Origin of the sequence: Microbulbifer sp. MKSA007 (genome assembly GCA_032615215.1) — a bacterium.
GTDB lineage: Bacteria > Pseudomonadota > Gammaproteobacteria > Pseudomonadales > Cellvibrionaceae > Microbulbifer.
On sequence record CP128433.1, the window covers coordinates 405,806 to 428,442 of the forward strand.

Below are 22,637 nucleotides of genomic sequence, written 5' to 3' on the forward strand. Positions count from 1 at the left end.
TTATTGGGGACTTGGCGTGAGTCACGACAACCCGAACTTTATGGCCTTGGATTGGCTGATCGGTGAAATTAACGAGACTTTGGCACAAGCGCGCCAATTTCTTGAGACGTTCGCTGTCGAACCCGATGCGGGTGCCTCTCTTCTGCAAAACAGCTTGTCGCTGGTGCACCAGGTGCACGGTAGCTTGCATATGGCACAGCTCAGTGGTGCCGCGATGTTAGCAGAAGAGATGGAGCAACTTATCCAGGCCCTGGCCACTGGTGCGGTTGAAAATACCGACGAGACGCGCGAATTTTTGATGCGCGCATTGCTGGAGTTGCCCCTTTACCTCGAAAAGGTTTCTTTTCAGCGTCGTGACAATGCCGTTCTCTTACTTCCCCTGATGAATGACTTGCGCGCAGTGCGCCGCGAGCGATTGATCAGTGAAGGAGCACTTTTCTCGCCAGAATTGTCTTCATTGGCAACGGTGATTGGAAAGCGCCAGCCCCTCGTCGCCGATAGCGCCCGCTTAAATGACCTGGTCACCAAGTTGCGCAAGATGTATCACGTTGCGGCTGCGGGTCTGATCCGGGATGTAAACAGCGGCGAAAGCCTGGCTTACCTCACCAAGATTATTGAAAAAATGCAGCTGCTCTACAGTGGCAGCTGCCGCCAATCCCTGTGGGAAGTACTGTTCGGTATTTTGGAGGCGCTCGGCGAGCACCGTATTAATGTACAGCCCGCACTGCGCCATTTACTGCGCAAGGTGGATATTGAATTCAGATTGTTGCAGGGGCGTGGCGCAAAGGTATTGGATGCGCGCCTGGATCAGGACTTTCTTCGCAACCTACTTTTTTATGTCTACCTCGCCGGCCCGAATGGGCCGCACTGCGAAAAACTTTACCAGCGCTTCGCACTAGATAAGGCAGTTCCCGGTACGCCTCGCCCGGATACTGAAGACGTATTGGCGATGGGGCCAGAGGCCCTGGGCAGTGCAATTGCTGCAGTGCGCGATGAACTGCAGATGGTGCGTGAAGCACTGGAGCCCAGTACAACTGATACAGAACAACCCTCGCTGTCTGACACTGCCGCAGTGGCCAAGCGTCTCGCGGATACACTCGGTATTTTGGGATTGGAGGCGCAGCGGGTTCGCGCTCGCAGTGTCTACGAAGACCTTCGCGATGCTTCCCGTGGTACTGACGTTGAAGAGTACCTGATGCGTGCCGCCGGGGAATTGGTTCAGCTCGATTCAGCGCTTGCCGCCACCGTCGATCGCAATAAAAAAGTCGATGATGAGCAGCCCATTATGGGCGACGCCACTGACTCTGTATTACGCGAGGCCAGACTCGGTCTGGAAGCGGTAAAAGAAGCGGTCATGGAGTATGTGGCCAGCCACTGGGATATCAGTTACCTGAGCCGTGTGCCACAGCGTTTACAGGAAGTCTGTGGTGGCCTTGAAATGGTGGGTTACCAGCGAGCGGGTGAAATTATCTCCGCTTGCAATCGCTATATTGGCAACTCCCTGATTGAGGCTGGAGAACAGCCCGAATGGACAATGCTGGATACTCTGGCAGATGCCATTACCAGTGTTGAATACTACCTGGAGCGCCGTGCGGAAGGTCTGGCTGATGCAGAAATGCTTTTGGCACTGGCTGAAGATAGCGTAGAAGCATTGGGCGTTTCGCTGAAGATCGCCGACGAGAGTAAGGCCGACGCCAGTCTGGAAGCGTCTCCGATATCAGAACCCGAACTGCCAGATCTTATTGATTACGATTTAATCCCCGATGACGAAGCCGCTGTGGTTTCTGACGAACCTCTGGACTCTCAAGCTGAAAAAGAAGCGGAAGAGTCATCTGCCATAACTTTGCAGCTGCCTGTCGATGAAGCAGATTCTGTTGTGGAGTCCGAGCTGGAAATCGATGGAGAGTCTGTTCCGGAGGAGTCTTGGTTCTCTGATGGGGCTCCTCAGGTTGAAGCTGCTCCAGTACTTGAAGTTGAAACTGGGATAGAGGCTCCTGAAGCTGAGGAAGCGCCTGCTGAGATTGCTGACTTCATTGAAGCTGCACCGATGGTAGAGTCTGCTGAGGTTGAGCCGGTTGCTGCAGTTGCAGAGGTCGCGGATACGACGGAGGAACTCGGTGATGACACTGAGAGCCTGATTGACGATGAAATTATCGAGATCTTCCTGGAAGAAGCCGGGGAAGTTCTTGCGCATATCAGTTGCTACTTCCCGGAGTGGGCTGCCAATTTTGCCAATCAGGATGCCCTGGTAGAGTTTCGTCGGGGCTTCCATACCCTGAAGGGGTCGGGCCGTATGGTCGAGGCCCTGGATATTGGTGAACTGGCCTGGTCTGTGGAGAATATGCTCAACCGGGTTATCGATGGCAGTGTGAAACCCGGGCCTGCCCATGTATACCTGATTGAGCAGGTGTATCAGAAGTTCCCCTCAATGATTGAGGCGTTTAAACACGGACAGAGCGACCCCGATCAGCAGCTTACCCTGCAGTTACAAGCTTGGGCTGAGCAGCTGAGTGCGGGAGAGATGCCCGCTGATCTGGAAGCCCAAAGTGCAGGCGGTGTCGCGGCAGTTGACGTTGTTGAGGACACCGGAGAAGACCTGGCTCAACTCTGGGAAATTTTTGCCCAGGAGGCAGAGACGCACCTCAATGTCGTAGATGAGTATCTGCTGGATATGCAGGCTGCCGCGCCTTTGTATGGTGTTCCGAGCGATCCAATGCACCGGGCACTCCACACACTAAAAGGCTCCGCACATATGGCGGAAGTCAAAGTGGTTGCCGAAATTATGGCGCCACTGGAGCGCTTCGCTAAAGAGCTGCGTATTTATCAGGTGCCTATCGATGCAGATATTTTTGATCTGATCAATGATAGCGCCACCTATGTGCGTGAAGTGCTGGAACAGATTCGCTCTTCCGAGCCTCTCGCAATAGAGAAATCGGAACAGTTCCTTGCTCGCGTTGCTGAATTGCAGGAGCGCTCTGTAGGCCACTTGATTCGCGAGCGCGAGGCGAATGAACCTCGCGCGGTCGATCCCCAGCTTCTCGAAGTCTTGATGGCTGATGGCATGCGGGTGCTACTTGATGCAGACCAAATGCTTACTGAGTGGCGCGTCGACCCGGCAGATAAAAGTCGTGTTGTATTGGTCGCTGACGAACTCAATGTTCTGCAGGAGGCGGCCAGCCGGGCGCAGTTGCCGATCCTGGCCGAGCTCGCTGAGCTGTTGCTGAATGTTTATCGCAAAGTCCTTGCTGGTGACCTTGAGCAGGAGCCCGCACTATGGGCCTCTCTTGAGCAGGGACACAACGAGTTGCTTGATTTAATCGATGCAGTAGCAGCAGCACAAGACCTCCCTGAAGTCAGCGAAGCTGTGGAAGAGGCGCTTCGCTACCTGGCTCAGGGTGAGGAAACCAGTTCATCAGCAGAAGATGACTACGACCTCGATGAACTGGGAATCGATAGCGAAGCACTGGCTATTGCCGAGCCTGAAGAGCAGGCGCCGGAGCCCACGGAAGTAACCGAGCTTCTGGTTTCAGAAACATCCCCTGATGAGTGGATTGAGCCACCTGTATTACAGGTGTCGCACGATGGGGAATCTCTCGATGGTGAAGCTGAGGATTCGGAAATTCCTCAATTGCAGGCCATAGAAGTTGAGGCCGCCGTTGAGGACGTTTCTCAATTTGAAGAACCCTTCTCTGCACCTGATGTTGAACCTGCTGGCGACCTGGCTATCGAGCAACCGGGTAGCGAGGTGTCATCACAGGATTCCGCTCAATCAGTCGATTTACAGAAGTTGTTGGCAGACATTGACCCGGATGTTGTCGATGTCTTTATGGAGGAGGCGGGAGATCTTACCGATGAGCTGGAGGAACTGATCCAGAGTTGGGAAGAGGAGCCGGAAGGCCGCGAGCAAGGTGAGGCCCTGAAGCGTGTATTGCACACCTTTAAAGGTGGTGCACGTATGGCTGGCCTAATGGGGTTGGGTGAAGTAGCTCACCGTTTTGAAACGGTGATCGAAGGCATGCGCGACAACGATCGGCCCTCCGCAGATTTCTTCGCCAATGCCCATGGTATCCACGATCGTCTCGCCGATGGAGTAGAGACAGTTCGCGCCTGGATGGCTGGTGAACAGCTTGATGCTTTTGTACAGCTGGTCAGCACCGATTGGGCGGATCAGAAGCCGGCTAACTCGGCAGCTGCAGAAGCAGTTATTGAATCTGAAGTTTCAGACGAACAACCTCAAGACACTGTTCTCGTAGCGGATGCGGAACAAGGTGATGAAGTCATTGCGGCCGAGAGTACTCAGCCGGATGCTGATGTAGTTGCTACGCAGCTGCCCGAGATCGCTGTAGGTCAGGAAAGCGATAACGTTTTGCCGTTTATCCGCAAGGCCGGTAATGCAGAGCAGGAGGTAGCGGCACCGACCCGGAACCAGCCCCAGGAGATGGTGCGTGTAGCTGCTGAACTTCTGGAGGAGTTGGTAAACCTCGCCGGTGAGACTGCAATTTCCCGTGGTCGTCTTGAAGAGCAGATGAGTGAGTTCGGTCTCGCCCTAGACGAGATGGATGTGACGCTGGTTCGTCTCAACGAACAGCTGCGCCGCCTTGACCGCGAGACCGAGGCTCAGATCCTGTTCCGCCAGGAGCAGTTGGCAGAACAGGACGGCGACTTCGATCCGCTGGAAATGGACCGTTACTCGTCTATTCAGCAGTTATCCCGTTCCCTGCTGGAGTCCACATCTGACTTGATGGAGCTGCGCTCCACTCTGAATAACAAGGCGCGGGATACAGAGACCCTGTTGCTCCAGCAGTCCCGAGTAAATACCGAATTGCAGGAAGGTCTGATGCGCAGCCGCATGGTACCTTTCTCCCGTCTGGTACCGCGCCTGCGTCGCATCGTGCGCCAAGTAAGTGCTGAGCTGGGCAAGCAGGTCGAGTTGGGATTCTCCAACGTTGAAGGCGAGCTGGACCGGTCCATGTTGGAGCGTATGGTTGCGCCACTGGAGCATATGCTGCGCAACGCTGTGGACCACGGCATTGAAATGCCAGAGGAGCGTTTGGCTGCCGGCAAGTCTGAGCGTGGGCGTATCGATGTGGCGCTGAAAAGGGAGGGCAGTGAAGTAGTCCTCACCATCCGCGATGATGGTGCCGGTGTCAATTTGATCCGGGTGCGTGAAAAGGCGGTGGAAAATGGCCTGATGAGGCCGGATGCTGAGCTCTCGAATAATGAGATTCTTCAGTTCATTCTGCAGGCCGGTTTTACCACTGCAGAAAAAGTTACCCAGATATCTGGCCGGGGTGTGGGCATGGACGTTGTATCCGCCGAGCTGAAGCAGATTGGTGGCAGCGTCCATATCAACTCAGAGGCAGGCGCAGGAACAGAATTTGTCGTTCGTCTTCCGTTCACAGTTTCGGTTAACCGCGCTTTGATGGTGCGAATTGGCGATGACCTGTTTGCATTGCCGCTGAATACCATCGAAGGTATTGTGCGCCTCAGCCCATTTGAGTTGGAGCACTACTATCGCTCAGATGATGCGCGTTTCGAATACGCCGGAGAACTCTACCAGGTTAGCTATTTCGGTACTCTGCTGAAGTCTGGTGCTCAACCCAAACTCAGTGTCGATGATATGCAACTGCCCGTTTTGTTGGTGCGCTCTGAAGGGCACGCTATGGCATTACAGGTGGATGCCATTAAGGGCAGCCGCGAGATTGTAGTGAAAAGCCTCGGCCCGCAGTTCTCCGGGGTTCAAGGGGTATCAGGTGCAACGGTAACTGGTGATGGTAGCGTCGTGGTGATTCTCGACGCACACGCCCTGCTGCGTCGCCAGGCCACTCAGTTGGCAAGGCCGGAAGTGCCGCAGCTTCAAATTCAGGAAGAGCCTGAAGTGCAGTCCGAGCAGGAGGCGCGCCAGCAGACCGTTATGGTTGTGGATGACTCGGTTACAGTGCGCAAGGTAACTACGCGCTTTCTGGAGCGAGAGGGCTATCTGGTTAGCACTGCAAAGGATGGTCAGGATGCGGTTATCCAGCTGCAGGATAAGATCCCGGATCTGATCTTGCTGGATATTGAGATGCCGCGTATGGATGGCTTCGAGGTTGCCCGCCATATTCGCTCCAGTAGTCGCCTGCGCGATATTCCTATAGTAATGATTACTTCGCGTACCGGTAATAAGCACCGCGATCACGCTATGTCCCTGGGAGTTAACCACTACCTGGGTAAGCCTTACCAGGAAGATGTACTGCTGGCGGCTATTCGTGAGTACGCGGATGCCGAAGCTGTCGGAAGCTGAGACGGCAAATATCAGGAATAATATAGAGATAGGCAATGAGTGAAGTTGAAGCGCTGCCGGTAGATGTCCCCCAGGAAGTGAGCAGCCTGTTATTGCCCCTTGAGCAGGGGCAGCTGCTGGTGCCGGTGGACAGCCTCTCAGAGGTTGTTGCAATGCAGACGCCGATGGCAGTTCAAGATGTACCCGAGTGGTATTTGGGAGATCTGATCTGGCGGGAACAGCGCCTGCCGGTGGTATCTTTTGAAGTGATGCGTGGTGGTGCCTTGGGAGCAGTTGCAGAAGAGGGGCGTATTGCGGTGCTGAGCACGGGAAATCCCGATGGCGAGCTGCCGTATTTTGCATTGCTCTTGCGCGGCACTCCGCGCCTGGTGCGGGTTACCCCTGAGGAGTTGGCGCTGCGAGAGCAGCCACTAAACCCTGGAGAGTTAATGCATGTGGCGCTTTCTGGTGAGGAGGCGGTTATTCCCGACCTGCAGGGATTAGAGCGGGCCTGCCTGCGCTATCGCAGTGACTGACTTGTTTTGCAATGTATTATCAAAAAAGGGGCCAGAGGCCCCTTTTTTGATTGAGCTGTTCGCTTAGAACAGCTCTTCCGGTAAAGAATCCTCCCGGCCATCCTGGCTGGGCATATCCATATCTTCATCGGTGTAGCGATTGCGATATGGGTTATATACCTCGCGGCCGGGCACCCGGTTGGTCCTGAATATCTCAAACATGCCCCCGTAAGAGGTGCGCAAGCCATTTTGAGGGTTGATGCGTACCGTAACTATGCCATCTGGTTGAGCCAGGTGGCGCTCGGGAAGACCTTCGAGGGCACTGCTCATAAAATCGATCCAGATAGGCAGGGCGGCTGAGCCACCGTATTCATTTTTACCCAGTTCACCATAGGAATCGAAGCCAACCCAGGCACTGGTTGCCAGGTAGGGGCTATAACCCGAGAACCACGCATCCCGTGGACCATTGGTGGTACCGGTCTTTCCGGCAATATCACCGCGCTTCATCGCCAGAGCGCGGCGCCCGGTGCCCTTTTTGATAACATCTTTAAGCATCGAATCCATTATGTATGCCGTCTCTGCGGACATGGCTCGCGGAGCGCGAGGGCGCGCTTGGCTCTTGCTCGGGTCGAGGGGGCCAACGGGCAGTACGTGTAGTTCCGCTGGCTCTTCACCTTGATCGACCCCTTGTCCTTCCAGTTGTAATTCCGCGAGATCGACGGGTTCAGCGGACAGGGTTTCAGAGCCTGTGCCCGGCTCGGGACAGTTATCGCACACAGTGAGAGGCAGTGCCTGATACAGGACTTCGCCATTAACATCCAATACCCGCTCAACCAGGTAGGGCTCCACTCGGTAGCCACCATTGGCGAAGGCGGCATAGCCTCGCACCATCTCCAGGGGCGTGAGAGCGGAGCTACCCAGAGCAATGGTCAGGTTGCGGGCAAGCTTGCTGCGCTCAAACCCAAAGCCTTCGACAAAGCCTAGGGCGTAGTCCAGTCCTAGGGATTGCAGCAACCGGATTGAGACCATATTGCGGGACTTGTACAAAGCCATACGCAGGCGAGTTGGGCCGAGGAAGGTCCCCCCGTCATTTTCAGGCCGCCATACATCTTGCAGGTTGGTTTCCTCAAAGATAATCGGGGCATCATTGATAATGCTGGCCGCTGTATATCCGCGCTCGATCGCCGAGGCGTAAATAAAGGGCTTGAAACTGGAGCCGGGTTGCCGGGCAGCCTGAGTGGCCCGATTGAAGTGGCTCTGGCGGAAGTCGTAACCACCGACAAGGGCGCGGATAGCCCCATCTTCGGGCTCAATAGATACCAGGGCGCCCTGTGCTTCCGGGACCTGGGCTAGAACCCACTCTTCAGTCACCTGGGGTTCAGCAGGCTTGGTATCACCGCTCTCGGGATCCGCAAACGGATCGGCCTGAAGGGGCTCATCTACAGCGGTGGCGATCATCTCGCTACTGGAGTTGCTCTCTTTCTTTTCCTTAACGACCTTGCGTAATCGAATGACATCTCCGGGAGCAAACATTTTTTCAGCGGACTGAAGGCGTGCGCCCCGGGCGCTCTCAGAAATATAGGGCCTGATAGAACTGAGTCCATTGCTCCAAGGCAATTCAATTACGCGCCGATCTCTCAGTTGAACCTGAAGTTTCTTGGGTTCTACCGCAGTGACAACGCCGGGTTCCAGACCGCCGAGAATCGGAATCTCGTTGAGTAAATCGATAAGCTGGTCGCTATCTTGCAGCAATTCCGGTGCAAGACGCTGTTCTGGGCCGCGATAGCCGTGGCGCGCATCATAGGTTTCCAGACCGTGCTGAAGCGCATTGCGAGCCGACTCTTGCAGGCGACTGTCTACCGTTGTTATGACCTGGTAGCCGTCGGTATAAGCGTTGTCGCCAAAGAGGTCTACTGCCTCCTTCCGTGCCATCTCGGCGATATAGGGTGCATCCAGGTCGAGGTCGCGGCTGTGATAGCTGGCTGTTACTGGCGCAGTAATAGATTGGTTATATTGATCCTGATTGATATAGCCAAGGTCGAGCATCCGCATCAGGATCCAGTTGCGGCGTACCAGGGCTCGGGAGGGGTTGGCGAGAGGGTTGAAGGTCGATGGCGCTTTGGGAAGCCCCGCCATCATAGCCCACTGGGCCAGATTGAGGTCCTTGATATCTTTGCCGTAATACACCTGAGCTGCAGCCTGGAAACCGTAGGCGCGGTTTCCGAGGAAGATTTTATTGATGTATAGGGCGAGGATCTCGTCTTTGGTCAGCTCCTGCTCGATTTGCAGCGATAGTAAAATTTCATTGAACTTGCGCACAAAACGCTGTTCCCGGCTGAGAAAGAAGTTGCGCGCCACCTGCATTGTCAGTGTACTACCACCAGACTGGATAGAGCCGGTCTTAATCAGCTGCGAGGCCGCCCGCATCAAACCTTTGATGGAAACACCATTGTGGGAGTAAAAGCTTGCATCTTCGGCGGCGAGAATCGCTTTGATAAAGGGTTCTGGCGTTTGCTCGATCGTGATAGGGTTGCGCCGCTTTTCACCAAACTCACCGATCAGTTTCATATCCCGTGAGTAGACCCTCAGAGGGGTCTGTAAGCGGATATCGCGGAGGCTCTCGACCGAGGGCAACCCCGGTTTGAGGTAGAGATAGATACTGGCCAGGGCCATTGCTGTAGCGGCTACACCGGCAAGGCCGAGCCAAAGCAGTGCGAGCAGACGATTGCGGGCTTTTACGGTCATGAAACTGCTTCTGTGTACTTCATCAAAGTGATTAGGTGAATAATTATACGAATATTGTGCGCTATTACCTATGCAAATGCAGGTTGAAGCGTTAATTTAAAGTGCTATAACATCAAACCCTCATAACCCACGGAAAAGATAAGAAAAAATGGGAATTTTCCCTTTTCTGAGCAAAGGCCCCAAGGCCATGTTGGGACTCGATATTAGCTCTACTGCGGTCAAGTTGCTGGAGCTAAGTCGCAACGGCGACAAATATCGTGTCGAAAGTTACGCCGTGGAACCTCTCCCACCCAATGCTGTAGTTGATAAGAATATCAATGATGTGGGGGCGACGGCTGAGGCTATTCGCAAAGTTGTACGACGTTCCAAGACGCGCTTACGCGAAGCTGCCGTTGCTGTGTCTGGATCAGCGGTGATCACCAAGACCCTCGAAATGCCGGCGGACCTCACTGAGGAAGCATTGGAAGCCCAGATCGCAATCGAGGCTGACCAGTATATTCCCTATCCGCTTGAAGAAGTCAGCCTGGACTTTGAGGTGCAGGGGCCTTCCGAGAAGGGGGAAGGTCAAATGGAGGTCCTGCTTGCAGCTTGCCGCACAGAAAACATTGAACAGCGGATCTCTGCGTTGGGTGAGGCCGAACTGGAACCCGGTGTGGTGGATGTTGAGGCTTACGCAATAGAGCGAACTTACACATTGCTGGAAGATCAGCTCCCTCCTCAAGAGCAACTAGTCGTAGCCGTTATTGATATCGGAGCGACGATGAGTGCCCTGTCAGTTCTTGTGGATGGCAAAACAGTGTATACCCGCGAACAACTCTTTGGGGGGCGTCAGCTCACCGACGAGATACAGCGTCGCTATGGGCTCTCAGTAGAAGAAGCTACTCTGGCGAAACGCCAGGGAGGTAGTGGCTTACCAGATGACTATTTTGCTGAAGTGTTGGAGCCTTTCAGAGACGCGGTAGTTCAACAGGTAACCCGTTCTTTGCAATTCTTTTATTCCTCTACCTCATATAGTGATGTGGACCATATCCTTCTCGGCGGTGGAGTTGCGGCGATGGAAGGAATTGGTGAACTTGTTAGTGAAAAGCTGGGTCGACCGACATTGATTGCTAATCCATTTCACAAAATGAGTGTGTCTTCACGGGTTAATCGCCAGGCTTTGGCAAATGAAGCCCCTTCACTAATGATTGCCACAGGGTTGGCGATGAGGGAGAAGGACTACTGATATGGCAAAGATTAACCTTCTGCCTTGGCGTCAGGAATATCGTGCACAAAAGCAAAAAGAATTTCAGCAAATAATGGTAGTCGTTATTTTTGCTGTGGCTGCCGCCGTTTTTGGCTGGATGAAAACAGTTGATAAGCAAATAATCTATCAAAATGACGGCAATCAAATCCTGAAAAACAGGATAAGTGAGTTGGACATCCAGGTAAAAGAAATTAAAAACCTGAAAAAACGCCGGCAGGAATTGATTGATCGTATGCGGGTGATCCAGGAGTTACAGGGTAACAGGCCGCTTGCTGTGCGTTACTTTGATGAGTTAGTTCAGGCTACGCCTGAAGGTGTGTGGCTCAGCTCTATGGAGCGAGTGGGCAATAAGTTATCCCTGTCAGGTGTGGCAGAATCTAATAATCGGGTTTCTTCTTTTATGCGAAATCTGGATCAATCTGATTGGTACGAGTCTCCAGCTTTAGCAGGGGTTACTGCTAGTCCGCGACATGGCGAACAAGCGAGTGCTTTCGAGTTGACGGTTAATGTCACAGGTAGAAAGCAGGAAGATGACCAAGGCGCTGCAAAAAAATAAGGGACCGCACCATGGCACTGGCAGATACGCTGAAGCAGATCAATGAGCTTGACCTCAATGATATCGATTTTTCCCGTATGGGAATTTGGCCCTTACCTGGGCGCATAGCCCTGCTGGTTGTTATTTCGGCAATCATTGTTGGACTTGGTTATCACTTTTTAATTAGTGATCGATATCAGCAGCTTGAGCTGGCTGAGAGTAAAGAGCAGCAGCTGTTTTCGCAGTTTGAAGTGAAGCAAGAGCAGGCCCACAACCTAGAGGCCTATAGGGCTCAATTAGAGGAAATGAATCAAACTTTTGGTGCATTGCTTAAGCAGCTACCCAAAGACACCGAAGTTCCTGGTTTACTCGAAGATATTGATGAGTATGGACGGGGAAGTGGCTTAACGATAAGTGATATTGACTTGCAACAGGAGCGGGTTGGTGAATTTTACGTAGAGTTACCGATCCAGATATTCGTTAAAGGTGGGTATCATGAATTTGGTGCTTTTGTGAGTGGTATTGCTGGTATGCCCCGAATAGTGACTTTGCATGATTTTAAGATAGTAAATGATAAAGAAGGCGGTTTGCTCAGTATGACAATTAACGCCAAGACCTATCGCTATAAAGATCAAGGTGAAGAGGGATGATTAAGTACCTCTCGGTTGCAGTTGCTCTGCTATCAATTGTCGGGTGTGAATTAAACTCAGATCACAGTGAGTTGCGTAAGCGAATGGCTGAAGTGGAACGTAGGCCGAAAGGTCAAATTGAGCCGATACCGACATTTACTCCTTACAGCCCCTATGTTTATGTTGCCACTGCCCAGCGAAGCCCCTTTACCAAGCCAGTTCTTGAGTCCGAACAGCGTATAGTGGGACGCAGGTTAGATGTTGCTCCAGATTTAACTCGTCAGCGAGAGCTACTGGAGGGCGTTAATATTGATGTGCTATCTATGGTTGGTAGCTTGTCGCGTGATGGACAGATTTGGGCTCTGATAGACGATGGCGCAGGCGGAATTCATCGCATAACTGTTGGCAATTATCTCGGAAAAAATCATGGCCGAGTAGTGAATGCCACTGATGCACAGCTCGATATTTTAGAAATTATACCGGATGGCACCGGAGGCTGGATTGAACGGCCGCGGGCTCTGGCGTTGGAAGAGAGGGACAACGGATAATGAACAATAAACAGTTCGCCTTTTTAATGACTCGATTCCAGCTGATGCTGCTGGGTTTGTTGTTATTTCCAATAGCGTCGAATGCTCAGGTAAGCCAGCTCAATGACATTCAATTTGCTGAGCTGCCTGGTAGTCGGGTTCAGCTTCGTCTTACCTTCAGTGATACACCTCCAGAACCAACGGGTTACACAATAGAGCAACCCGCGCGAATAGTTTTAGATTTTGCTGGAGTAGAAAGTGTGCTTCCGCAAAAGAAATACTCTCTAGGCATTGGAGCCGCGCGGAGTGCTGTCATTGTGTCCAGCGAAGACCGCACACGCCTTATTGTTAATCTAGATGAATTACCAGTGTACTCTAGTGAGCGTCAAGGTAATCAGCTGGTAATGGAGATAGGAGCAGATTCTTCTGAAGGTGAAGCTAGTGTTGCTGCGGCTCCGCAACATGACGCTGGCATGAGCTTGGGCGGTGACAAACAGTTCCGAGCGTCAGGGAGTGTGGCTGTAAATAATGTTGATTTTCGCCGTGGTGAAGAGGGTGAAGGCAAGGTAATAGTCAGTCTCACAGACCCTGCAGTAAATATTGATGTTGAGCGTACAAACGGAAAAATCTATTTGACTTTCCTTGGGGCTGAACTGCCCGAGTCTTTACGCCAAAGGCTGGATGTTACAGATTTCGCGACTCCTGTTAGCTCAATTACTGTAGATTATGATGGGCGCAACACTGTTATTTCAGTTGATCCAAGCGATGTTGAGTACGATTACTTGGCATATCAGGCGGACACCGAATATGTATTAAGTGTTAAGCCGCTCTCTGCTCAAGAAATTCGTGAAAAAGAGAAAGAGTTTCAGTTTGATGGTAAGAAGCTTTCGCTCAATTTTCAGGATATCGAAGTTCGCTCAGTATTGCAGGTAATTGCCGACTTTACCGACCTTAATTTAGTGGCCAGTGATACTGTTGAAGGTCGTATTACACTTCGATTAGATGGTGTACCTTGGGACCAAGCATTAGCCCTTATTCTTAAGGCTAAAGGCTTGGATAAGCGCCAGGAAGGCAGTGTCATTATGGTTGCGCCAGCGGCTGAGATCGCTGAACGAGAGCGCCAGGAGCTTGAAACCCGAAAGCAGTTAGAGGAATTGGCTCCGCTGCGAACGGAATACATTAGTGTCCGCTACGCTGACGCAGGGGAGTTGTTTGAACTCTTCTCTGGGGGACAGAGCGGAGGTGCTGGCCAAGGTGGATTTGCGGGAGGTGGTAGTAGTGGAAACTCAAACACTCCTACAATGCTTTCTGCCCGTGGTAGTGCAATTGTGGATGAACGCACTAATACAATTATCTTGACGGATACTGAAGATAAAATTGTACAGTTTAGAGCATTAATTGAGGCAATTGATATCCCGATCCGGCAAGTGATGATCGAGGCGCGAATTGTAACTGCTACTAGTGACTTCCAGAAAGAACTAGGTGTTCAGTGGGATTATGCTGATCTTACCGAAATTGGTGATGGTACTTATGGCCTAACCTCGGCGAGTAACTGGTTGGAAGAAGACACTTCCCTGGCAGAGCTAAGTACTGAATTTGACCCAATGTTGGTTGATCTTGGAGTCACTAACCCAGCCGGTAGTCTTGCCTATCATATTTTGAAGGATAACTTCTTCCTTGGCTTGGAATTATCCGCCTTAGAGGATAGTGGACTCGCAGAAGTTGTTTCCCAGCCAAAAGTTGTTACCGGCGATAAACAGGAAGCCACGATACAATCTGGTGTCGAGATTCCTTATCAGGAAACCACTTCTTCTGGAGCTGCTTCTATTACCTTCCGAGAGGCGGTATTGGAGTTGAATGTGACCCCTCAAATTACTCCAGACAATAACATTATTATGTCTCTAAATATTGAGCAGAATAGTGTGGGTGAGTATGTAAGTGTGGGTGATGGCCAGGTCCCTTCTATTAATATCAACACCTTGGCGACCAAAGTATTGGTACGCAATGGTGAAACAATTGTTCTAGGTGGTATTTTTGAAGGTACCGCTGTAGAGAGTGAAACCAAGGTTCCCTTACTGGGTGATATTCCTTATATCGGTAACTTGTTCAAACAGACTATACGCACGGACGATAAACGTGAGATCCTGATGTTTATCACACCGCGTATTCTTGAAGATGAGGCTTTCTACTCTAAGTGATCACCCGCTCTATTTTCCTGGTCGGCCCCATGGGGGCCGGCAAGTCTACTATCGGCAGGTTGTTGGCAGCTCAATTGCAGCTGCCTTTTGCCGATACCGACAAAGTGCTGGAAGAGCGCACTGGTGCGGATATTCCCTGGATTTTTGATGTGGAAGGCGAAGCCGGATTTCGCCGTCGTGAGACTGAAATATTGGAAGAGCTCTGCCAGGGTGAGTGCCAGGTTATTGGTACCGGTGGCGGAATAGTTTTGCTCGAGGAGAATCGACGCCAGCTACAAAAATATGGCCATGTAGTTTATTTGCAGGCCAATATCGATCAGCTTCTGGAGCGCACTTCAAAGAATACCAATCGCCCGTTGCTTCGTGTACCCAACCCCCGTCAGCGTATTGCGGAAATTTTGCAGGAACGCGAGCCTCTGTATCGTGAGGTTGCAGATATTATTTGCGACACCAATGACCTCTCCCCCAAGCAAGCATCCCTCCTGGTCGCAGAACACTTAGGCAGCCTGCTGTCCGATTAGTCCCAAGCGTCTGTGCTAAAGTGCGTCTCACTTTTGTTGAGATAAGCACTAGGGGATTGAGAGCAGTATGCAAAGCCTTAACGTAGAACTCGGCGAGCGTAGTTATCCGATAATTATTGGTTCAGGTTTGCTCGGTGACGCGCAATATATCCTCCCTTACATTAAAGGCCGGCAAGTTTGCATTGTTACCAATGAAACTATTGCTCCTCTTTATTTGGCGACATTATTGGAAGGGCTAAAAGGGCTCGATAAAGTGGATGTTGTCGAACTTCCCGATGGTGAAGCTTTCAAGTCACTCGACACAGTAAATCGAATTTTTGATGTGCTGCTGGAAAAGCGTCACAACCGCACTACGACACTAATCGCGTTGGGTGGTGGTGTCGTTGGAGATATGTGCGGTTTTGCTGCAGCCTGTTATCAGCGCGGGGTTAACTTTATCCAGGTACCGACTACCCTGCTGTCTTTGGTTGACTCCTCTGTTGGGGGAAAGACCGGCGTTAACCATCCCCTTGGTAAAAATATGATTGGCGCCTTCCACCAGCCCCGCCTTGTCCTTGCGGATACCGATACCCTTGCCACATTGCCTGCACGTGAATTTTCCGCAGGCCTCGCCGAGGTCATTAAATACGGATTGATCTGTGACAGCCCATTCTTCGAATGGATCGAAGAGAATTTACAAAAGTTATTAACTCGGGAGCCCGATGCACTGGCTTACGCTATTGAGCGCTGCTGCGCCGACAAGGCGAATGTTGTTGCCAGTGATGAGCGCGAGAGTGGTCGTAGGGCGATACTGAATCTTGGCCATACCTTCGGCCACGCCATTGAGGCAGTGCAGGGGTATGGCAGTTGGTTACATGGTGAGGCCGTTGCCGCCGGAATGGTTATGGCGCTGGAGTTATCCAGGTTGCGCGGAGATATCGATGCAGAGCTGGTGGAACGGTTGCGAGCGATGCTAGAGGCGGCTGATTTGCCGCAGCAGGCACCGCAGGGCATGATAACCGATGAATTCCTCCAAGTAATGCAGGTGGATAAGAAGGTGCTGGACGGAAAATTGCGTTTGGTGCTGCTAAAGGCACTGGGAGAAGCAATTATTGTCGATGATACCCCCAGAAAAATGATTATAAATGCACTGAAAAACTGTGGTGCTGAGTGATAACCCTGCTCTTATTGTCTAAATAATAGGACTGAGTACCAGAAAGGTTATCTGCTAGAAGATAAGTTTGGTTTTATTTGATTTGACAGACTAATACACTGCTAAAAGTTGAAAATGTAGTGTTGGACAAGTAATATTGCGCCCCCCGAAAGGAAAGGCGGGGCAAAAAACCGCCAATAACAACAAAAAAGCCCCAGCAGAGGGCTTTTTTTATCTCGGGATCTTTTTCCAAGGGACCGCAGGAGAGCGTAGCGCGAAGCTTAAAGTGACATTCGCCCATAACAGGCACTTCTTTTTTTAAGCGCCGGTGGTCCCCCAATCGATAGCGACGAGGAATTCTATGGGTAGCAGTCTGTATCAGTTGGATGAGTTTAAGGACAACTGCGGTTTTGGTCTGATCGCTCATTTGCACGGTGTGGCAAGTCACAAGTTAGTGCAGACGGCCATTGAATCCCTCACTTGCATGACCCACCGGGGTGGTATTGCCGCCGATGGTAAAACCGGTGATGGTTGCGGTCTTTTGCTGCAAAAGCCGGATGCTTTCCTCCGCGCAGAAGCCAAGACCCTGTTTGGTGCTGAGCTGACAGCAACCTACGCAGTGGGATCAATTATGCTCCCACTAGATCAAGCCGAAGCCGATAAAGCCCGCAAAATTCTCGAAACTGAGTTGCAAGCTCAGGGCCTAAAGACCGTCGGCTGGCGCACCGTACCGACTAACCCGGAATGCCTGGGCCCTATTGCCCGGGATTGCCTGCCACACTTTGAGCAGTTGCTGATCAACAATGCAGACGAGCCCCTCGGCGAGGCGAAATTCAATGCCCGTCTCTATGTGGCCCGTCGCAAAGCCGAGTTGCGCTTAAGTAGTGAAGTCTATATCGCCAGCCTTTCAACCAGTGTTCTCTCCTACAAAGGCCTGATGATTCCGGCTGATCTGCCCAAGTTTTTCCCAGAACTGGCCGACCCGCGCCTGGAAACCGCGATCTGTGTTTTCCACCAGCGCTTCTCTACCAACACCATGCCCCGCTGGCCCCTGGCCCAGCCATTCCGCCTGCTGGCGCACAATGGTGAGATCAACACTATTACCGGCAACCGCAACTGGTCTGTTGCCCGCACCAGTAAATTTGCCACTGAGCTGATTCCAGAGCTGAATGAGCTGGTGCCCCTGGTTAACCGTGAGGGTTCCGACTCCTCCAGCCTGGATAACATGCTGGAGATGCTGCTGGCGGGTGGCATGGAGCTGCACCGGGCCGTGCGCATGCTAGTGCCACCGGCCTGGCAAAATGTTGAAGGAATGGATGCGGACCTGCGCGCCTTTTACGAATATATTTCCATGCATATGGAGCCCTGGGATGGGCCGGCTGGATTGGTGATGACCGATGGCCGCTACGCAGTGTGTACCCTGGACCGCAACGGCTTGCGCCCCTCCCGCTGGGTGATTACCAAGGATGACCTGATCACTGTGGCCTCCGAAGTGGGCGTGTACGACTATGCCCCTGAAGATGTTGTAGCTAAGGGCCGCCTCGGACCGGGGCAGATGCTGTCGGTGGACACCCAAGAGGGCAAGCTCTACCACACCGCTGACATCGATAATATGCTCAAGCGGGCACAGCCCTATAAGCGCTGGCTCAAGGATAAAGCACGCCGTATCCGCTCTACTCTGGTTACTGCGCCGGTGGACAACAACTTCTCCCACCAGCAATTCAAGGTCTACCAAAAGCTGTTCAGTTCCTCCCTGGAAGAGCGCGATAAAGTCGTCCGGCCCATGGCTGAGGCGGGGCAGGAAGCGGTCGGTTCAATGGGCGATGATACGCCGATGGCGGTTTTGTCCCGCTACAACCGCTCGCTCTACGACTACTTCCGCCAGCAGTTTGCCCAGGTAACCAACCCGCCAATTGACCCCCTGCGGGAAACTGTGGTGATGTCCCTGGAAACCTGCCTGGGTCGAGAGAAATCAGTATTTGAGGAAACTCCCGAGCACGCGGACCGGGTAATCCTGTCGTCGCCAGTACTTTCCCATATGAAGTACACGGCACTCTTATCCCTTGATCGCCCGGGCTTCGAAGCGGAGATCTTCGACCTGAACTACGAACCCGCTGAACAGGACCTCAAGTCGGCGATTGAACAGCTCTGCGCCAAAGTTGAGGCCTCAGTGCGGGCGGGGGCTGTGATTGTAGTACTGTCCGATCGCGATATTCGCGAGGGGCACTTGCCAATCGATGCACTGCTGGCGACGGGCGCGGTGCACCACCACCTGGTACATGCGGGCTTGCGCTGTGACTCCAATGTTGTGGTGGATACCGCCAGCGCCCGCGATGCACATCAGTTGGCCTGTTTGGTTGGTGTCGGTGCCACCGCAGTACACCCGTATTTCTCCTACAGCATTATCAATCACCTGATCGATACCGGTGAATTGCTGCTGGATGCCGCTGAGGCGCAGAAAAATTACCGCAACGGCATTATCAAGGGCCTGTTAAAGATCCTGTCCAAGATGGGCATTTCCACCGTTGCCTCTTATCGCGGCGCACTGCTGTTCGAGCTGGTGGGTATTTCCAGGGATGTGGTGGACCTGTGTTTCCCCGGAGCGCCCACTCGCATTGAAGGTGCCGGCTTCCCCGAGCTGCAAGCCGATATGGCGGCCCGCTCTGAAATTGCCTGGAAAGCCCGCAAACCTGTTTCCCCCGGCGGCCTGCACAAGTTTGTCTACGGCCAGGAGTATCACGCTTTTAACCCGGATGTGGTGACTACCCTGCGGCGCGCTGCCAGCACCGGTGACTATGCCGCGTGGCAGGACTACGCGGAGCTGGTTAACCAGCGCCCGGTGGCGACATTGCGGGATATGCTGGACTTCAAGGAGAACATCGAACCGGTAGCTCTGGAAGATGTGGAGCCGGCAGAGCAGATTTTACGTCGCTTTGATACGGCGGCCATGTCCCTGGGGGCCCTGTCCCCCGAAGCCCATGAATCCCTGGCTCAAGCGATGAATCGCCTGGGTGGGCGTTCAAACAGTGGCGAGGGCGGTGAAGATCCTGCCCGTTTTGGCACTGATAAAGTCTCCAAGATTAAGCAAATTGCCTCCGGTCGTTTTGGCGTAACACCGCACTACCTGGTAAATGCCGAGGTATTGCAAATTAAGGTAGCCCAGGGCGCCAAGCCCGGTGAAGGCGGTCAGCTGCCCGGTGGCAAGGTCAACGAACTGATCGCGCGGCTTCGCTATTCGGTGCCCGGTGTGACCCTGATTTCCCCGCCGCCGCATCACGATATCTATTCCATCGAAGACTTGGCGCAGCTGATCTACGACCTCAAACAGGTCAATCCCGATGCCTTGGTCTCGGTAAAACTGGTATCGCGGCCCGGGGTTGGCACCATTGCTGCGGGTGTTGCCAAAGCCTATGCGGATTTGATCACCATCTCCGGCTACGACGGCGGCACAGCAGCCAGCCCAATCACCTCGATTCGCTATGCCGGGTCGCCCTGGGAGCTGGGATTGGCGGAAACCCACCAGACCCTGCGTGCCAATGATCTGCGCGGCAAGGTTCGGGTACAAACTGATGGCGGTCTGAAAACCGGCCTCGATGTGATCAAGGCGGCAATTCTCGGTGCCGAGAGCTTCGGCTTTGGAACGGCACCCATGGTGGCGATCGGCTGTAAGTATCTGCGCATCTGTCACTTGAATAACTGTGCCACCGGTATCGCCACCCAGAAGAAGGACCTGCGTGATGAGCACTATATCGGCACCGCAGAAATGGCGATGAACTTCTTCCGTTTTGTCGCCGAGGAGACCCGCGAGTGGATGGCCAAGCTCGGGGTGCGCAGCCTAGAAGAGTTGGTGGGGCGTGTGGACTTACTGCGCGTGCTGGATGGCGAAACTGACAAGCAGAAAAAGCTGGATCTCGCGCCTCTGTTGCATACGGATGAGCTGTTGGACAGCAAGCCGCAAACCTGTCAGTCCGCGACGAATGATCCCTGGGATAAGGGTGAACTGGCGGAGCGGATGGTGGCGGATATCCTGCCTACCATCGAAGGCTTTAAAGGTGGCGAGTTCAGCTACGACGTGACCAACTGTGACCGATCCCTGGGGGCGCGCCTGTCTGGTGAGATCGCCAAGCGCTACGGTAACCAGGGCATGGTTGAAGCTCCGGTGAAACTGCGCCTCAAAGGGGTCGCCGGCCAGTCATTCGGTGTGTGGAATGCCGGTGGTTTGGATATGTATCTGGATGGCGATGCCAACGACTATGTGGGTAAGGGCATGGCCGGCGGCAAGCTGGTTATACGACCGCCGCAAGGTAGCTCATTCGCCTCCCAGGAAACCAGTATTGTTGGCAATACCTGTCTCTACGGTGCCACTGGCGGCAAGTTATTTGCGGCGGGCTGTGCCGGTGAGCGCTTCGCCGTGCGCAACTCCGGTGCCTTTGCGGTAGTCGAAGGGGCTGGAGATCACTGCTGTGAATATATGACCGGGGGTATGGTCGCGGTTCTCGGGCGCACCGGATTTAACTTCGGCGCCGGTATGACCGGTGGCTTCGCCTATGTCCTGGATATGGAGCGGGATTTCTTTGATCGCTGCAACCATGAGTTGATCGAGCTGCGCCGAATCAGCAGCGAAATTCTCGAGCCACACCAGAGTCACCTGCGCGAAGTTATCGAGGAGTATGCGACGGAGACCCAGAGCGCCTGGGGCGCCGAGTTGTTGGATAACTTCGATGATTACTTGAGCCGTTTCTGGCTGGTTAAACCAAAGGCGGCGAGCCTTGCAGATCTTCTTTCCGACGTGCGCAAGCGCGGCGAATAAAGGCGGGGTGGAGAAACAGTATGAAAGACAGACTGAACAACGACTTCCAGTTTATCGACGTAAGTCGCATCGATCCGCCGAAGAAGGACATCATCACCCGCACCGGCGAGTTTGTTGAAATTTATGAGCCTTTCAGTGAGCGGCAGGTGGCCAGCCAGGCGCACCGCTGCCTGGATTGTGGCAACCCCTATTGCGAATGGAAGTGCCCGGTACACAACTACATCCCCAACTGGTTGAAGCTGATCAGTGAGGGCAATGTTATTGAGGCTGCTGAACTCTGCCACGAAACCAATACTTTGCCGGAGGTCTGTGGTCGGGTTTGTCCCCAGGACCGTCTCTGTGAGGGCGCATGTACCCTCAATGATGGCTTTGGTGCGGTCACCATAGGCAATGCGGAAAAGTACATTACCGATACAGCCTTCGCCCTGGGTTGGCGTCCAGACTTAAGTCATGTTGAGAAAACGGGCAAGCGAGTGGCGGTGATTGGTGCCGGCCCGGCGGGTCTGGGCTGCGCTGATATTTTGGTGCGCAACGGCGTGCAGCCGGTGGTGTTCGACAAGCACCCGGAAATTGGCGGCCTGATTACCTTTGGTATTCCCGAGTTCAAGCTGGAGAAGTCGGTAATGCAGCAGCGCCGGGAAGTGTTTACTGAGATGGGCGTTGAGTTCTGTCTCAATACTGAGGTGGGTAAGGACATCAGTTTTGAGCAGCTGCTCAATGACTACGATGCTGTCTTTATGGGGATGGGCACTTACAACTACATGAGAGGTGGCTTCCCCGGTGAAGATTTGCCCGGTGTTCACGATGCTTTGCCATTCCTGATTGCCAACGTAAATCGCAATATGGGCTGGGAGCGCGATGCTTCCGAATTTGTTTCGGTTGAGGGCAAGCGCGTGGTGGTTCTCGGTGGTGGTGATACCGCCATGGACTGTAACCGCAGCTCGATTCGATTGGGCGCTAAGAGCGTAACCTGTGCCTACCGCCGCGATGAGGAAAATATGCCTGGCTCGCGTCGGGAAGTGGCCAATGCCAAGGAAGAGGGCGTACAGTTCCTGTTCAATCGCCAGCCGGTTGAGATCGTTGGGGATGGCAAGGTGGCCGGGGTTAAAGTGGTCACTACGGAGCTCGGTGAGCCCGATGAAAACGGCCGCCGTCGCCCTCAGGTGGTGCCCGGTTCTGAAGAAATTATCCCGGCGGATATCGTTCTGGTGGCCTTTGGCTTCCGTCCCAGCCCGGCAGAGTGGTTTCCACAGCACAATATTGAAGTTGCCGACTGGGGTGGTGTCGTCGCTCCAGAAAAACAAAAATACAAATTCCAGACCTCCAATGAGAAGGTGTTTGCCGGCGGTGATATGGTGCGCGGCTCCGACCTGGTAGTGACCGCTATCTGGGAAGGGCGCCAGGCCGGTGAAGGTATCCTCGATTACCTGGATATTTAATCGTTTCTGATTTGCAGTGGGGGCACGGTCCCTCACTGCCCAATTATTCCGTGCACATTTGTGCCAGTCCCAATAGGC

Annotated in this window: 12 protein-coding genes; 11 read left to right on the plus strand and 1 reads right to left on the minus strand. The window is 53.2% G+C overall.

All coding sequences use genetic code 11. The features are described 5' to 3' along the window. The first annotated feature begins 16 nt into the window (after positions 1–16). A complete protein-coding gene (locus tag QT397_04535) occupies positions 17–6,283 on the plus strand; it encodes an Hpt domain-containing protein (protein ID WNZ56637.1) in 6,267 nt (2,088 codons plus the stop codon). 35 nt (positions 6,284–6,318) lie between these two features. Next, complete coding sequence (locus QT397_04540; GenBank protein WNZ56638.1) at positions 6,319–6,798, plus strand: chemotaxis protein CheW; 480 nt, start codon at positions 6,319–6,321, stop codon at positions 6,796–6,798. Positions 6,799–6,861: 63 nt separating this feature from the next. Here the strand turns inward: QT397_04540 and QT397_04545 are convergent, their stop codons facing one another. Next, a complete protein-coding gene (locus QT397_04545) occupies positions 6,862–9,522 on the minus strand; it encodes a penicillin-binding protein 1A (GenBank protein ID WNZ56639.1) in 2,661 nt (886 codons plus the stop codon). 148 nt (positions 9,523–9,670) lie between these two features. Between QT397_04545 and QT397_04550 the strand changes: the two genes are divergently transcribed. The 9 genes from QT397_04550 (at position 9,671) to QT397_04590 (ending at position 22,559) form a co-directional block, all read left to right on the plus strand. Continuing rightward, positions 9,671–10,747, plus strand: a complete 1,077-nt coding sequence (locus tag QT397_04550) for a pilus assembly protein PilM (protein ID WNZ56640.1) — start codon at positions 9,671–9,673, stop codon at positions 10,745–10,747. 1 nt (position 10,748) lies between these two features. Continuing rightward, positions 10,749–11,324 (plus strand): PilN domain-containing protein, encoded by a 576-nt coding sequence (locus QT397_04555; GenBank protein WNZ56641.1) that lies wholly within the window; start codon positions 10,749–10,751, stop codon positions 11,322–11,324. An 11-nt stretch (positions 11,325–11,335) separates the two neighbouring features. Further along, on the plus strand, positions 11,336–11,953 hold the full coding sequence (gene pilO / locus QT397_04560) for a type 4a pilus biogenesis protein PilO (protein WNZ56642.1): 618 nt from the start codon (positions 11,336–11,338) through the stop codon (positions 11,951–11,953). Continuing rightward, complete coding sequence (locus tag QT397_04565; protein ID WNZ56643.1) at positions 11,950–12,480, plus strand: pilus assembly protein PilP; 531 nt, start codon at positions 11,950–11,952, stop codon at positions 12,478–12,480. Before pilO ends, QT397_04565 begins: the two co-directional genes overlap by 4 nt. Then, complete coding sequence (gene pilQ, locus QT397_04570) at positions 12,480–14,657, plus strand: type IV pilus secretin PilQ (GenBank protein ID WNZ56644.1); 2,178 nt, start codon at positions 12,480–12,482, stop codon at positions 14,655–14,657. The genes QT397_04565 and pilQ overlap by 1 nt, the downstream gene beginning before the upstream one ends. Next, positions 14,657–15,178 carry a shikimate kinase AroK gene (gene aroK / locus QT397_04575; GenBank protein WNZ58495.1) on the plus strand — a complete coding sequence of 174 codons (522 nt, stop codon included), beginning with the start codon at positions 14,657–14,659 and terminating at the stop codon, positions 15,176–15,178. The genes pilQ and aroK overlap by 1 nt, the downstream gene beginning before the upstream one ends. 67 nt (positions 15,179–15,245) lie before the next feature. Next, positions 15,246–16,331 carry a 3-dehydroquinate synthase gene (gene aroB, locus QT397_04580; protein ID WNZ56645.1) on the plus strand — a complete coding sequence of 362 codons (1,086 nt, stop codon included), beginning with the start codon at positions 15,246–15,248 and terminating at the stop codon, positions 16,329–16,331. Between the two features lie 340 nt (positions 16,332–16,671). Next, positions 16,672–21,120 carry a glutamate synthase large subunit gene (gene gltB, locus QT397_04585; protein ID WNZ56646.1) on the plus strand — a complete coding sequence of 1,483 codons (4,449 nt, stop codon included), beginning with the start codon at positions 16,672–16,674 and terminating at the stop codon, positions 21,118–21,120. A 20-nt stretch (positions 21,121–21,140) separates the two neighbouring features. Further along, positions 21,141–22,559 carry an FAD-dependent oxidoreductase gene (locus QT397_04590; GenBank protein WNZ56647.1) on the plus strand — a complete coding sequence of 473 codons (1,419 nt, stop codon included), beginning with the start codon at positions 21,141–21,143 and terminating at the stop codon, positions 22,557–22,559. The last annotated feature ends 78 nt before the right edge of the window (positions 22,560–22,637 follow it).